Annotated in this window: 14 protein-coding genes, 1 pseudogene and 2 other annotated features; of the genes and pseudogenes, 14 read left to right on the forward strand and 1 reads right to left on the reverse strand. The window is 27.1% G+C overall.

Annotation, left to right across the window (positions count from 1 at the left end; all coding sequences use genetic code 11):
- Positions 1-212: 212 nt before the first annotated feature.
- From K0040_RS07810 to K0040_RS07830, 5 genes are all read left to right on the forward strand, one after another.
- On the forward strand, positions 213-566 hold the full coding sequence (locus tag K0040_RS07810) for a helix-turn-helix transcriptional regulator (protein WP_228108359.1): 354 nt from the start codon (positions 213-215) through the stop codon (positions 564-566).
- Positions 567-642: 76 nt separating this feature from the next.
- Complete coding sequence (yiaY, locus tag K0040_RS07815) at positions 643-1,791, forward strand: L-threonine dehydrogenase (RefSeq protein ID WP_228108360.1); 1,149 nt, start codon at positions 643-645, stop codon at positions 1,789-1,791.
- Positions 1,792-2,111: 320 nt separating this feature from the next.
- A complete protein-coding gene (locus tag K0040_RS07820) occupies positions 2,112-3,053 on the forward strand; it encodes a helix-turn-helix transcriptional regulator (protein WP_228108361.1) in 942 nt (313 codons plus the stop codon).
- 29 nt (positions 3,054-3,082) lie between these two features.
- On the forward strand, positions 3,083-3,706 hold the full coding sequence (locus K0040_RS07825; RefSeq protein WP_228108362.1) for a GyrI-like domain-containing protein: 624 nt from the start codon (positions 3,083-3,085) through the stop codon (positions 3,704-3,706).
- Positions 3,707-3,719: 13 nt separating this feature from the next.
- Positions 3,720-4,475, forward strand: coding sequence for an N-acetyltransferase (locus K0040_RS07830; protein ID WP_228108363.1), 756 nt, complete (start codon positions 3,720-3,722; stop codon positions 4,473-4,475).
- Positions 4,476-4,599: 124 nt separating this feature from the next.
- Here the strand turns inward: K0040_RS07830 and K0040_RS07835 are convergent, their stop codons facing one another.
- On the reverse strand, positions 4,600-5,709 hold the full coding sequence (locus K0040_RS07835; protein ID WP_228108364.1) for a DUF362 domain-containing protein: 1,110 nt from the start codon (positions 5,707-5,709) through the stop codon (positions 4,600-4,602).
- A gap of 229 nt (positions 5,710-5,938) precedes the next feature.
- Here K0040_RS07835 and K0040_RS07840 point away from each other — a divergent pair, with 229 nt between their 5' ends.
- The 9 genes and pseudogenes from K0040_RS07840 to K0040_RS07880 all read left to right on the forward strand — a co-directional run.
- The gene (locus K0040_RS07840) at positions 5,939-6,121 is read left to right on the forward strand and encodes a (2Fe-2S)-binding protein (protein ID WP_228108365.1); all 183 of its coding nucleotides are present in this window, start codon (positions 5,939-5,941) and stop codon (positions 6,119-6,121) included.
- Between the two features lie 644 nt (positions 6,122-6,765).
- The gene (locus K0040_RS07845) at positions 6,766-7,722 is read left to right on the forward strand and encodes an alpha/beta hydrolase (RefSeq protein WP_228108366.1); all 957 of its coding nucleotides are present in this window, start codon (positions 6,766-6,768) and stop codon (positions 7,720-7,722) included.
- Between the two features lie 23 nt (positions 7,723-7,745).
- Positions 7,746-7,910 carry a hypothetical protein gene (locus K0040_RS07850; protein ID WP_018592530.1) on the forward strand — a complete coding sequence of 55 codons (165 nt, stop codon included), beginning with the start codon at positions 7,746-7,748 and terminating at the stop codon, positions 7,908-7,910.
- Positions 7,911-8,112: 202 nt separating this feature from the next.
- Positions 8,113-8,922, forward strand: a complete 810-nt coding sequence (locus tag K0040_RS07855) for a resuscitation-promoting factor (RefSeq protein WP_228108367.1) — start codon at positions 8,113-8,115, stop codon at positions 8,920-8,922.
- A 169-nt stretch (positions 8,923-9,091) separates the two neighbouring features.
- Positions 9,092-10,789: a phospho-sugar mutase gene (locus K0040_RS07860; RefSeq protein WP_228108368.1), complete on the forward strand. Its 1,698-nt coding sequence runs from the start codon at positions 9,092-9,094 to the stop codon at positions 10,787-10,789.
- A gap of 725 nt (positions 10,790-11,514) precedes the next feature.
- The gene (locus K0040_RS07865) at positions 11,515-12,360 is read left to right on the forward strand and encodes a YihY/virulence factor BrkB family protein (protein WP_228108369.1); all 846 of its coding nucleotides are present in this window, start codon (positions 11,515-11,517) and stop codon (positions 12,358-12,360) included.
- 107 nt (positions 12,361-12,467) lie between these two features.
- Positions 12,468-12,689 (forward strand) — a binding site (T-box leader).
- A gap of 46 nt (positions 12,690-12,735) precedes the next feature.
- Positions 12,736-12,963, forward strand: a binding site (T-box leader).
- Positions 12,964-13,031: 68 nt separating this feature from the next.
- Positions 13,032-14,237 (forward strand): homoserine dehydrogenase, encoded by a 1,206-nt coding sequence (locus K0040_RS07870; protein ID WP_228108370.1) that lies wholly within the window; start codon positions 13,032-13,034, stop codon positions 14,235-14,237.
- Between the two features lie 124 nt (positions 14,238-14,361).
- Positions 14,362-15,537, forward strand: coding sequence for a cytochrome c biogenesis protein/redoxin (locus K0040_RS07875; protein ID WP_228108371.1), 1,176 nt, complete (start codon positions 14,362-14,364; stop codon positions 15,535-15,537).
- Between the two features lie 192 nt (positions 15,538-15,729).
- A pseudogene (locus tag K0040_RS07880) lies at positions 15,730-15,877 on the forward strand (IS256 family transposase); the annotation flags it as partial.

The raw sequence follows: 15,877 nt of genomic DNA on the forward strand, positions 1-15,877 counted from the left end.
TCATTTAAAAAGTATATATTTCTTTTTAAATGATGTTTTATTTTTACATCAAGCAAATATAATATAAAAAAATATAGCAATATATTACTATACATAAAAACTTAAGATGCTTTATAATGTAACTATAAGAAGTGTATTTATTAAATAAAAAAATTTAATATTATATTAAGCAACTTTCTTATATAAAATAGAAAGGAGCGTTAATATTTGTCATGCCAAGTAATAAAAATAAGAACGTTAATCCTTATATTACCAAATCAATAAAATATATTAATCAAAATTTAAAGAAAAAAATGACAATTAACGAAATTTGTCAGTATATTAACTTATCTAAATATTATTTTTCACGAATGTTCAAAAATGAGATCGGTGTAACTCCATATAGGTATATAATGAATTGTAAAATAGAGGCTATAAAAGAAGATTTATCTGATGGAGTAGACATAAACACCATAGTAAGTAAATACGAGTTTTACGATTTAAGTCATCTTAATAAGAATTTCATAAAAGTATATGGAATAACACCGCTGGAATATCAAGAATCCTGTAAGTTAAAAAATAAATAATTTTTATTTCAAATGCCAAGTTATTATGTAGCTATCTACATATATAATAAAATTATTTTTAGGAGGTTTTAATAATATGGCTTTTACATTTTATATGCCAAGTGTTAGTTTAATGGGACCAGGATGTTCAGACAATTTACCAGAGGAAATAAAATCAAGAGGATTTAAAAAAGCTTTAATAGTTTGTGGAAAAAGATCTGCTAGTAGTTCGGAATTTAAAGGAATAACTGACAATTTAGAAGCTAATGGTGTAGAATTTGTTGTATATCCTGGTTCTCAACCAAATCCTACTGTCACTAATGTAATGGATGGAGTTAAGGTACTTAAGGACAATGGATGTGATTTTGTTATATCTTATGGTGGAGGATCTCCACATGATTGTGCAAAAGGTATAGCTTTAGTTGCCACTAATGGTGGAAATATAAAAGATTATGAAGGTGTTCACGTATCTAAAAATCCTCAACTTCCACTTATAGCAATAAATACTACAGCTGGTACTGCATCAGAAATGACTATATTCTCTATAATTACTGACGAAGAAAGACATGTTAAAATGGCAATAGTTGATAAACATGTTAACCCAATTCTTGCAATAAATGATCCTAATTTAATGGTTAGTATGCCTGCTTCTTTAACTGCTGCTACAGGAATGGATGCTTTAACTCATGCTATTGAAGCTTATGTATCTACTGCTGCTACTCCAGTTACAGATGCTTGTGCACAAAAAGCTATTGAACTTATTAGTAATTATTTAAGAGATGCAGTTGCTGATGGAGATAATATGGAAGCAAGAGATAAAATGGCTTATGCTGAATTCTTAGCAGGTATGGCATTTAATAATGCTTCTCTTGGATATGTTCATGCAATAGCTCATCAATATGGTGGATTCTATAACCTACCACATGGTGTATGTAATGCTATATTACTTCCTGCTGTTCAAGAGTTTAATGCTAAAGTTGCTGCTAAGCAATTAAAGGACTGTGCTAAATTTATGGGCGTAGATGTATCAGGAATGAATGATGATGAAGGTGCCGCTGCTTGTATAGCTGCAATAAGAAAATTATCTGTTGATGTTAATATACCTAAAGGATTTGCAGAACTTGGAGCTAAGGAAAAAGATTTTGATATATTAGCTACTAATGCACTAAAAGATGCCTGTGGAGCTACTAATCCACTTCAAGCTACTCATGATGAAATAAAAGCTATATTAGCAAAGGTTATGTAATTAGCATCAAAGTTATTTGATTTTTATAGGATTGCATATGTAAATTAATATTTTTATACAATAAGCTATAATTGATAGGTGAAATCTATCAGTTATAGCTATTTTATTGTGTATTAATAATAAAATATATGTTTAATAAATTACAACTAAATTATAATAAGATTTCTAATAATAATGAGCAAGCTTATAAAATGTGTATATTTTGTATAATAATATTTTAAATAAGACATAATGTTGTCATATTAATAGTGATATTATTAAATCAAAAGGAGATGACTTATATTGAAAAGTACAAAGTATGATAATAGTGGAGAAATAAAATGAAAATTAATAGATTAACTGAAATTATTTTAATACTTTTAAATAAGAAAAAAATAACAGCAAAAGAATTATCAGATAAATTTCAAGTATCAACTAGAACTATATACAGAGATATAGAAACTTTATCCTTGTCTGGAGTACCAGTTTACATGAGTAAAGGTAAGAATGGAGGAATTAGTTTATTAGAAGATTTTTCTATAAATAAAACTTTATTGTCTGATAATGATAAGGAAAGTATAACATTGGCACTCAAAGCTCTGTCTACTATTGAATATCCAGATATAAATTTTGTAATTAATAAGGTTGGATTTATAAATGCCAAACATAACCATGATAATTGGATAGACATAGATTTATCAAGGTGGGGAAGCAAAACATATGAAGACGATAAATTTGATAAGATAAAATATGCAATTTTAAATGGCAAATTAGTAGAATTTAGTTATGTCAATAGTTTATCCAATATATCTAAGAGAATTATCGAACCAATTAAACTCATCTATAAAGGGCAAAGTTGGTATTTATATGGATATTGTAGATTAAAAGAAGACTTTAGATTATTTAGAATAAGTAGAATAAAAGATTTTAAGGTAAATAAAGAGAGTTTTACAAAATGGAATTTAAAAAAGCAAGAAATGAATTATTTAAAAAAACAAGTAAGGAATAAGGATGAAAATAAAGCTTTTAATACTGTTAAGGTAAAATTAGAAGTTAAAAAAGAGGTTTTATATAGAGTATTTGATGAATTTGACAAAGAATCAATTATTGAGAATGAAAATGGAAATTACCAAGTAACTATGGAATATCCAGAGAATGAATGGTTATATGGGTATATACTATCTTTTGGATTCTACGCTAAAGTTATTGAGCCATTACATATAAAAAATATAATTATAGAAAAAATGAAAAAAGCTTTAAAAATGTACAATAAAAATATTTAATATAAATTTAAGAAAAAGGAAGATTTGTTATGAAATATGAATGGAGAAAAAAAGAAAAACAATATTATTTGCCAAAAGCAAAACCTGAAGTTATAAAAATGGAAAAATTTAAATTTATACAAATAAAGGGAAATGGAAATCCAAACGGTGATGAATTCTCAGAGAAGGTAGGAGCCTTATATTCAATAGCTTATGCAATAAAAATGATGCCTAAAAAAGGTATAACTCCACAAGGGTACTTTGATTACACTGTATATCCATTAGAAGGAATATGGGGTTTGGATGAAGAAGGTAGGAAAAAAGATATACTTGATAAAAATAATTTAGTATATAACATAATGATTAGGCAACCTGATTTTGTAAATAAACAGGTTTTTGACTTGGCAGTTGATCTTACTAAGAAGAAAAAATTTAATAAGTACTTAGATGAAATAAAATTTGATTATATAGATGAAGGTATGTGTGTTCAAATGATGCATATAGGATCTTTTGATGAAGAATACAAAACATTTGAAATTATGAAAGAATTTTGTAGCGATAATAAACTATCAATAAAAGATAAAAGCCATAGAGAAATTTATATATCTGACTTTAGAAAAACTTCACCAGAAAAACTGAAAACAGTTTTGAGATATATGGTAGAACATAATTAAGGAGGTATTTACATTGGATTTTATAGATATAGATTTGGAAAATATAAATAGAGAACATATATGTTGTGCCATCTCTGATAAAAAAGGAGAGTGTCAGGTATCATCAAAAAAAGCTTGGCTAAAGGAAAGGTTAAAAGATAATATAGTATTTAAGAAAGGTGACGTTAGAGGGAAAATATTTATCGAATATATACCTTCTGAAAATGCTTGGTGTTCAATTATTGCAGATAATTATATGTTTATAAATTGTTTTTGGGTGTCTGGAAAATATAAAGGACAAGGTATAGGTAGTGAGTTATTAGAAGAATGTATAAAAGACAGTAAGTTAAAGGGGAAAAAAGGTTTAATAGTACTATCATCAGATAAAAAGAAGCCATTTTTATCTGATAAAAAATATTTTGTAAATAAGGGGTTTTTAGTGGCTGACACTGCAAAGCCTTATTTTGAATTATTATATTTACCTTTTGAAGAAAGTGAATTTATACCCAAATTTAAAAATACAGTAAAAGAAGAGTGTATAAATGAAAAAGGATTTGTTTTATATTACTCACATCAATGTCCTTTTACGTCTAAATATGTATCTATTATAAAGGACTATACAAAGGAAAAAGGTATTGATTTGCATACGATTAGATATGAAAACAAAGTTCAAGCGCAAAATGCTCCAACTCCATTCACTACATATAGTTTATATTATAATGGGAAGTTTATAACCCATGAAATTCTAAGTAGTAAGAAGTTTGATCATATATTTAGTATTATAAAGTAAATAGAAATAAAGTATTAAGATTAGATTTAGTAGAAGATTTATTAATATGCTTAATAAAAAAGAGTAGTAACTTTTATTGGATAAACTACAATATAAAGTTTACTACTCTTTATAAATATAAATTTTATACTTCAATTAATTCATATTCCTTATTTCCAATACCAAGTTTGACACTATGGTCAATACAAACTTCCCAATTTGTTTCAGGATGAGTATTAATAAAGTGATCGTGAAAGTGGTGATTTTGCTCGTCTAAATAACTACCATGTATTACACTTTGTTTGTTGCAAGCATCCACACAAGCCATATCTAAAGCAACAGGATCAAATGAAGCAAATATACCTACATCAGGAATGATTGGTAAATCATTTTCTCTATGACAATCACAGTTTGGAGAAACGTCTATAACAAAGCTTATATGAAAATGAGGTCTACCTTGTAATACAGCTTTAGAGTACTCTGCTATTTTTTTATTTAATATATCATTGGATTCATCTGTAGGTGAATTTACAGCATCATAGTTACATGATCCAATGCATCTCCCGCATCCAACGCATTTATTATGATCAATAGAAGCTTTTTTATTTTGTCCAAATGAAATAGCATCATGAGCGCAATTTTTTGCACATGCTCTACATCCAACACATTTTTTTTCCTTTACAAAAGGCTTTCCACTGCTATGCATTTCCATTTTACCAGCACGAGACCCACATCCCATACCTATATTTTTCAATGCTCCACCAAAACCTGTAGACTCATGACCTTTAAAATGATTCATTGATATGAAAATATCAGCATCCATTATAGCTTGGCCTATTTTAGCATCTTTAACATATTCGCCACCATTAACGGGGACAAGAGCCTCATCTGTACCTTTAATACCATCGGCTATTATTATATGGCATCCCGTAGTAAATGGATTGTAACCGTTAGTATAAGCAGAGTCTAAATGCTCAAGTCCATTTTTTCTACCACCAACGTAAAGAGTATTGCAATCTGTCAAAAACACTTTACCATTTTTTGATTTTATCAAATCCACAATGACTTTAGAATAATTGGGTCTTAAGTAGGCTAAATTTCCAGGTTCTCCAAAGTGAATTTTTATGGCTGTATACTTGTTTTCAAAATCAATATTATTTATACCAGCTTTTGTAACTAGTATTTGTAATTTGTCTAGTAAATTGTATTTAAAGTCTGTTCTTAGATTAGTATAATAAACTTTTGATTTATTCATAAGTTCCCCTTTCTATATGAAAATTAAGTTATTTCAATATATTATAATTCTATAATTATGATTTATCCATAAATTTAAAAATTTAATTCCTAAAAAATGAGATTTAAGTGAGTATTTTAATGAATTATAGTATAAAAAAATATTTGTTTAAGATTAAGCATATGTGGGAATGAATACAGTAAGAAATTATATAAGCATATAATTAGTCAAAATATATTGGAGGATGAATATGGAAAATTTAAATAAGAATGTATGTAATTGTAGAAAGGTATCTTTCGAAAAAATAGAAGATAGCATAAAAAATGGAGCTAATAGTTTTGAAGAAGTTATAGATGAAACTAAGGCAACAAAAGGATGTGGAAGATGTAAATCTTATGTAGAAGATATAGTAAAAAGCAAATTAAATAGATAATATCATAAAAAAATAAAGATGCGAATGTATCTTTTTTTTATGATATTATAAGGTATTTTTCATATAATAAGATGTATTTAAAAATTATTATTAATAAAAATATACGTCTATGCATTTTAGCAATTTATATAGCTTAAAGTGGAAATTCTACAAAAACAAAAAATATTTTAAATTGTGAAAAAAGTATTAGCTTTTCTTAGGAAAATGTTTTATAATTATATTTGTAGTAGAAAAAGGGAATTTTTATTACAAGTGAAAGTTTGGGTATATTAAATTTAAACTTTGAGTAATCGGTTGAAAAGGTTTTCTTGAGGGAAGGGAAAATCTTTTGGGGAATTTGTGATCGGATTTTGAAATAATTAAATTTATTCTTTTCAATAAGTCATTTTAGAATGGGGGTTTTAAAATGACTTATTTTATTCCAAAAAAGAATTATTCTTTAAGATATATAATTGATTTATAAAAAATATTATTATATTATTTAATTATAAAGTTTATTAAACAATATAATGAAAAAATAGCTTAAGTAATTTAACCCGCCCTAGCACGAATAAATATCGTGCTACTTTTTTTGTATGTAAAGACAAATATGTTAAATATTTGTTATACTTATATATAGAAGACTAATTGAAAGGGTGAAAATGATGAGATATAGCAATTTTTATTTTACTTCTAAAATAGATGAGAGTGAGATATTTACATATAAGTTTGCATGTGATGAAAATGTAGCTGTTAAAGGGGTAGTACAAATATCTCATGGTATGGCAGAGCATGGGAAAAGGTATGAAGATTTTGCAAAGCTATTAACAGATAATGGATATAATGTATATGTTAATGACCATAGAGGTCATGGAAAAACAGCAAAAAATTTAAAAAATTCAGGTTATCTAGCAGATGAAAATGTATTTGATTGTTTAGTAGATGATATACATAATTTAACAGAAATAATAAAAGAAGAAAATAAAGATGTACCTTTAATATTATTTGGTCATAGCATGGGATCATTTGCCTCGCAAAGTTATGCTATAAAATATGGAGATGAAATTGATGGATTAATACTTTCTGGTTCAAATGGAGATTTTGGTGGAAAACTAGATTTAGCTAATATAATAGTGAAATTTACTTGTAAAATTAAAGGAAGAAAATATGTTAGTGAATTTATTGATAATTTATTTTTTGGCTCCAATAATAAAAGCTTTAAACCATGCAGAACAGATTATGATTGGTTAAGTAGAGATGAAAAAGAAGTAGATAAATATATAAATGATTCAATGTGTGGATTTAAGTGTACTTGTGGTTTTTTTGAAGATTTTATTCAAGGGCTTAAATTTATAGAAGATAGAGAAAATATAATAAAAATCAGAAAAGATTTACCCATATTAATAATTTCAGGAGATAAAGATCCTGTTGGCAATAATGGAAGAGGTTTATTAAATCTAAAAATTAGGTATGAAAAATCTGGTATTGAGGATGTAAAATGTATATTATATAAAGATGGTAGACATGAAATACTAAATGAAATTAATAAAGAAGAAGTAAAAGAAGATGTAATGAAGTGGATAGTTGAAAAAATAGAAAACAAAAAACAAAGTTATTATTAAGAAAAATCTAGGAGGAAATAGAAATGGCAGAAACAAAAATAACAGGATCATCACAAAGAAATGCAAAGGATGTTGCCATAGAGTTAACAGAATTATATTATAGAGTTTCAAAGGAAGAAGCTAAATCAGCAGAAGAAGTTGGAGAAACTTACGTTAGAATTTACAACATAGTTAAAGATGCAAGATAATTAATTACAAAATATTAAAAAATTTATAGCTAAAACGTAGATGGTTACTAAATGTTATCAAGAGTGAATCTAAGAATTAAATATTAGTTACAAATTAGTTACATATTTTATTACTTCTATAAATATAAATATATAAACAATTTAAAATTTGAAATTTAAATACTTAAGTTTTATATATTGAATATTTTTAGGGGGAGTAAAAATGAAAAATAATATAATTTTTAGAAGTTTACTAATAAGTCTATCTTTTTGTGTTCTTCTTGCATCATATTTCATATTGAAAAAAGAGCAAATAGTTGTACATGTAAATGGGAAATCAACAACTGTAAATACTTACTGTGAGACTGTAAAAGAATTATTGAGTGAGAAAAACATATCTTATAACGAAGATGATATAATATATCCTAGTTTGGATAGCAAATTAGAAGATTATATGAATATAAAAATTACATATGTAGAGCAAATTTCTGTTAGTGAGCATTCAAGAATATCATACAAAACTGAAGTTAAAAAAGATAAATCTTTGCCAAAGGGAGTTACTAAGGTTGCTCAAGAAGGAAAAGAAGGAAGAAAAACAATCGTGTTTGAAGAAGTTTATCATGATGGCAAATTGGTATCTAGAGTCGCTAATAAGGAAATAATAAGACAAAAGCCTGTTAATAAGGTAGTTATAAAAGGTATAGGAACTAGTTATGTTGCTAGTTCTGTAAATTTATCCACGAAAAAAGATTCTTCGAGTGTTAAGAAAGACAAAATAGTAGTTTCAGCCACTGCTTATAGTGGTGATAGTGTTACTTCTACTGGAACACGCCCTAAATGGGGAACTATTGCAGTGGACCCTAGAATAATACCTTATGGTACAAAAGTTTATATACCTAAATTTAATATGACCTTTGTAGCAGAAGACTGTGGTGGTGGAATAAAAGGAAATAGAATAGATATATTTATGAATAGCTCATCAGCTTGCTATAATTGGGGTGTAAGAAGTATAGACATTTATATTGTTGGATAAATTAAAGTATTAGGTCAAGCTTTAACATGACCTAATACTTTTGTAGTTTTTGTAGAAAAAATTAATTTAGATATTAGTGGTTCATGTTTACTAAATAGAAAAATAAGGATAAAATATACATATGATTATTAAGATGTAATTGTAGATAAAAAGTAAAGGAGCAAATTAAATGGCATATAGGGGAAAATACAATAGTTGGATAGATAATAAATATTTCGATAAGAAAACTAGAGAAGAATTAATTAATTTAAAAGATAATGAAAAAGAAATCGAAGATAGATTTTACAAAGATTTAGAGTTTGGTACAGCTGGACTTAGAGGGGTAATTGCGGCAGGAACAAACAGAATAAACAAATATACTGTTAGGAGGGCTACTTTTGGCCTAGCTAATTATATATTAAAAAATACTACCAAAGAAGAACAAGAAAGAGGAGTAGTTATAGCCCATGATAATAGATTTATGTCTAGGGAATTTTGCATAGAAGCTGCAAATACTCTAGCAGCATGTAATATAAAAGCCTATGTGTTTAAAAGTTTAAGAACTACACCAGAACTTTCTTTTGCAGTTAGGAACTTAAATGCAATAGCAGGTATAGTTATAACTGCGAGCCACAACCCACCAGAATATAATGGATACAAGGTATACTGGGAAGATGGGGCACAAGTAATGCCGGAAATAGCAAATGCAATAACTGAGGAAATAAATTTAATTGAAGATTATTCAATAATACCTACATTAAATGAAGCAAATAAAGATTTAGTTATAATCCTAGGCGAAAAACAAGATACTGACTTCATTGAAGCCGTTAAAACGCAAGTAATAAGAAAAGAATTAGTTAGAAAATTAGGAAAAGAATTTAAAATAGTTTACACACCACTTTGTGGAACAGGAAATGTACCAGTAAAGAGAGCTTTAGAAGAAGTTGGATTTGAAAATGTTCTTATTGTAAAAGAGGAAGAAATGCCAGATCCAAACTTTGCGGGTATAGAGTATCCAAACCCTGAAGATCAAAGGGCGTTAACTAGAGGTATAGAGCTTGCTAAAAAAGAAGGAGCTAACTTGGTAATCGCAACAGATCCAGATTGTGATAGAGTTGGTGTAGCTGTAAAAACTACTTCTGGAGATTATGCACTTCTTACAGGAAATCAAATTGGTGGAATGTTAACTAATTATATAATAGAAGGTCAAAAGGAAGAACATAAATTAAGAGATAATTCAGTACTTATAAAAACAATTGTTACCTCAGAGTTTGGCGCAGATATAGCAAAAGCAAATAATGTGGAGGTTATAAATGTGCTTACAGGATTCAAATTTATAGGTGAAAAAATAAAATCTTTTGAAGATAAAAGTAACAAGACTTATTTATTTGGCTATGAAGAAAGTTATGGCTATTTAGTTGGAACTCATGCTAGAGATAAAGATGGCGTAGTTGCATCTTTATTAATCTCTGAAATGGCCGCATATTATTACTCAAAAGATATGAGTTTATATGAAGGATTACAAGAATTATATAAAAAATACGGATATTTTAAAGAAGAAACTATATCTTTAACATTAGCCGGAATAGAAGGATTAGAAAAAATAGGAGAGATAATATCTTACTTTAGAAATAATGATTTAGAAAGTATAGACAATAAAAAGGTTGTAGAAATTAAAGATTTTGCTGATGGAATAGATGATTTACCAAAAGCCAATGTAATAAAATACTTCTTAGAAGATGAATCTTGGGTAGCTATTAGACCTTCTGGAACAGAACCAAAACTAAAGTTTTATTTAGCGGTAAAAGGTGATGATGAGGATGTTTGTAATAACAAGTTATCTGGAATTAAAAAGAGCATAAACGAAATTATAAATAAATTAATGTAGAAATAAATTAATGTAGAAATAATAATATTTAAAGTAAGGTATTTACTTTTTTATGTATTTTATAACATTTTAAAATAAAAGTAATGATTTTTGGTATTAGAGTATCAAAAGTCATTACTTTTTTTGTTTCAAAATATATGGTAATATATATTTTGAAACAAAAACTATACATACAAACAATGAAGGTGAATAAAAAATCTGAAAGTATTTCATATTATGGATGATAAAGATAAATATGGTATTATGCTTATTTATAATGAAAAAGGATATACTATTTATGCTAATAAAAAGATTATTATTTAAATTTAGGATATAATGGAATGGAAAGTCTTATTCACTTTTTCATAAAATACTTGATGAATAATACAATAATAATAAAGCATTAAAATCTCATCATCATATACATTATAGGATTAATTAACCTATTTTCGGTTAAATGATGATATACTGTACCATTCAGTTAATAGATGGTCTTGATGATAAATCAGCAGTTATTTTACCTATGCATATTTCTAATCATATAAAAAGGAATTATAATTGGAAAAGTTGAAAATATATACAAATGATAAATGTGTAATAACAATAGAATAATACATAATGACAAAACATAATTGGAGTGCTAGATACATAGCAACCATTAAGTAAATTAAATTTAATAGGAAAATAGAACACAATTAACTATTACATAAAATAGATAATAAATATTATAGGATAGGAGGGATAATATGAAAAATAAACTTAATAATAAATTTCAAACATATAGCAAAAAAATGAAATTTCTTATGGAATATTCTAATTATAGAGAAATAAATTCAAAAGCAGCTGAAATGTCATTTTATCTACTGTTATCCTTCTTTCCTTTTTTAATATTTACAATAAGTTTGGTAGTATATACACCAATAATTAAAATTAGTAAATATATATTTTTATTAAAAAAAATATTACCTTTAAGTGCTTTTAATATAGTATCATCATTAATGCAATCCGCCATAGAAAATAGAAGTTTTAGTTTTTTAATACTAAGTTTTATCTTAGCAATGTATACTATGTCTAGGGCGGTACTATCACTGATTAGAGGCATGAATAGATCATATAATATTAGAGAAACTAGGCCGTATTTTGAGGTGTTATTTATATCTTTAGTATTTGTAATAATGTTAGTTGTTTTGATTTTTACATCTATGATATTTTTAGTATTTGGTGAGAGGTTAGGCTCATTTTTATTTAATCTAATTGGTTTAGATCAATATTTTATGTATATTTGGAACCTTTGTAGATACGTGGTGGGAATTATAACTGTAATTATTATTTTGATGAACTTATATAGATTTACTCCAAATAAAAAGTTGTATTTTAAAGATGTATTGCCAGGAGCTATAGTATCTACTTTATGTTGGTTAGTAGCATCATTTTGTTATTCATTTTACTCAAATAATTTTGCAAGATACGATATTATTTATGGAAGTTTAGGTGGAATTATCGTACTTATGACATGGGTATATTTAAGCAGCTGGACTATATTAATTGGTTGTGAAATAAATGCCAGGTTATATAAAAGGAAAATTAGGTAAATTTGTATCTTTTATTATAAATTTTAGTATATTATATAAATAAATAAAATTTATCTTGACATTTAGTAATAATTCTTATAGTATTAATTTAATATAAATTTAAAGTTATAAAAGCGATGAATAGGAAGAGTAAATCTAATTCGATTACTAGAGAGAAAAGCTCATAGGCTGTAAGGCTTTTCAAATTAGAGGGGTTGAAAACTACCTAGGAGCTGTGATCTGAAGCAATCTAGTTGATTTTAGTAAGATTAACCGTAAGCTGCGTTAAAGCATTAAGTGGATTTTAAATCAATTTAGGTGGAACCGCGGGAATGTATCTCGTCCTTATTTATAAGGGCGAGTTTTTTTAATTTAAAGAAAAATATAAATTAATATTTAAAAGCGATGAATAGGAAGAGTAAATCTAATTCGATTATCAGAGAGAAAAGCTCATAGGCTGTAAAGCTTTTCAAATTAGAGAGATTGAAAACTACCTAGGAGCTGTAATCTGAAGTAATCCAGTTGATTTTAGTAAGATTAACCGTAAGCTGCGTTAAAGTTTAAAGTGAGTTTTATTGTAAATAAAACTAAATTGGGTGGAACCGCGAGAGACTCGTCCCTTTATGAGGAATTAGTCTCTTTTTTGATTAAAAAATAAAATTTATTTTGTAAAGTAAAAAGGAGGTTTTAATATGAGAATAGCTATACTTGGATATGGAACAGTGGGAAAAGGTCTTGTACAAATGATTGAGGGAAATAAAAATAAAAGAAATATAGAAATAACAAGCATATTAGTTAGAGATAAAAATAAATATAACTCTTCTAAATATGCGAATATAATAACTGAAAATATTGAGGACGTATTTAAAGCGGATATTGATATTTTAGTTGAACTGATGGGAGGTTTACATCCTTCGTATGAATATATAAAAAGAGCATTGGAAAGCAAAATTAATGTGGTTACAGCTAATAAGGATATGTTAGCAGAGTATGGTGATAAGCTTGTTAAGTTAGCAAAAGAAAATAATGTAAGTCTTAAATTTGAAGCATCTGTAGGTGGTGGAATACCTGTTCTTAAACCTTTAACAGAGTCTTTAGAAGGTAATTCTATTGATAGTATGTATGCCATATTAAATGGAACAACAAACTTTATTTTAAGCAAAATGTACAATGAAGGTTTGTCTTATGATGAAGTATTGAAAGAAGCCCAAAAATTAGGTTTTGCAGAAGCTAATCCAGAAGCAGATGTGGAAGGATATGATGCAGCAAGAAAATTATCTATTCTATCAACTTTGGCTTACAATGGCAGAGTATATTGGAAAGATTTCTACTTAGAAGGTATATCAAAAATTGATATGAAGGATATTGATTATGCAAAAAAAATGGGATGTAAAATTAAATTAGTTGGCCAAAGTAAGAAGAAGAATGAAAAGGTTAGTGGTTTTGTAAGACCTGTCCTTGTTGACAATAATAACTTATTATCTCAAATAGATAATGAATATAATATCGTTGTATTTAATGGGGATTCTGTGGGAGAATTGTCTTTTGTAGGCAAAGGAGCAGGAAAAGAACCTACAGGGAGCGCTGTTTATGCAGATGTTATAGATATTTTTGACAATAGAATTGCTAACATAGATCAATTTACGAAAGACAAAATTGAAGTAGAAAAAACAATTAATAATAATTGTCAAGTTTTATTAAGATTTAAATCTCCTAGAAAAGAAGAAATAATATCTTTAATAAATGCTTGCATAGATGAATATGACATAATTGACGATAATGATGAATTGGCAGTTATGGTTTACGCAGAATCTGAATATGAAATTAATAATATATTGTGTTTAATTAAAGATAAAGGGTATTGTAAAGAAAGTAGAAAGCTATTAAAAATTAGCTAAAAAAATATAAGCACTCTTTGGGGCTTAGAAACTCTAGAGAGTGTTTTTTGCTAGTACCTAATTGAGAATGGTTTTTAATTTTGATATAATAGATAAAGTAAAATAATAAATTAGGGAGATCATAATGGAAAATTTAAATTTAATAATGGTGTTTGCTGAAGGATTATTATCTTTTTTATCACCATGTATACTGCCAATACTACCAATCTATTTAAGTATGTTATCAAATAGTAGTATTGAAAATATGAAAAACGAAAGCTTTGTTAAAAGTGAGCTGTTTAGAAATACTGTATTTTTTACGCTTGGAATTTCCGCTACATTTTTTATACTAGGATCCTCAGTAAATGCATTAAGTTCATTTTTTAATGCAAATAAAAATTTAATTGCATTAATAGGAGGAGCTATAATAATTTTTATGGGGCTATTTTATATGGATATAATAAAGGTGAATATCCTTAACAAAGATAAAAGATTGCAAATAAAAACTAAAAAAATGAATGTAATAACTTCATTTTTGTTAGGATTTACTTTTAGCTTTGGTTGGACGCCATGTATAGGACCTATACTTGCATCTGTGCTTATTATGTCTTCTAGTACAGAAAGTTTGTCTGCGTCATATTTATTAATAGGTGTATATACTATAGGGTTTATAACACCATTTATATTACTTTCATTATTTTATAATAAGCTTGTAAAGACAGTAGATAAGCTTAAAAAGCATATGAATATAATTAAAAAACTTGGTGGTATAATACTTATTATTTCTGGTTTATTAATGTTCATAAATGGGTTTACCAATAATTTAAATGCCACAAAAACGGAAAATGTTAAAAAGTCTGAAAGTACTCAAAATACATCTTCTAAAGACGATAAAAAAATTGAAGCTTTGGATTTTGATTTATATGACCAATATGGAAAAAAACATAAGCTTAGTGATTATAAAGGCAAGACTGTATTTTTAAATTATTGGGCTACATGGTGCCCTCCATGTAAAGAAGAAATGCCTTATATAGAAGAGTTATACAAAGAATATAATGAAAATAAAAATGATGTAATAATACTTGGTGTAGCATCTCCAAATTTAGGTAATGAAGGAAGTAAGAAGGATATAGAAAAATTTCTGAAAGATGAAGACTACACATTTCCTGTTGTGTTCGATGAAGGAGGAAGTCAAATATATGCATATGGAATAAGTTCATTCCCGTCCACATTCATAATTGATAAAGAAGGATTTATTGCTAAGTATGTGCCAGGTGCCATGGACAAAGAAACTATGAAAAATCTTATTGAAGAGGAATAATAAAATATATAAGAGCTGTTACACAAATAATTTGAGGTTAAATGTAACAGCTCTTTCTTTAAGTATTTTAAGTAAAGGGAATGTAAAATAAAGTGTGTAAGTTGACAAGATTGTTGTCAGCTTATGCACTTTTTTGATTATAGAGTGTGATACCATTAAGGAAAGGAACTTAAAAAGATGAGGTATGATACTATGGTTAGAAAAAAACAAAGTTCTAAGAAAAATGAACTAGTAAATGCAATACTTGAACAATATCAACCTGAAACGGTTGAAGATATGCAAGATGCTCTTAAAGATATTTTTGCACCAATGTTTGAAGCCATGCTTCAAGGCGAAATGG

The organism is Terrisporobacter petrolearius, from assembly GCF_020748185.1.
Classification (GTDB): domain Bacteria; phylum Bacillota; class Clostridia; order Peptostreptococcales; family Peptostreptococcaceae; genus Terrisporobacter; species Terrisporobacter petrolearius.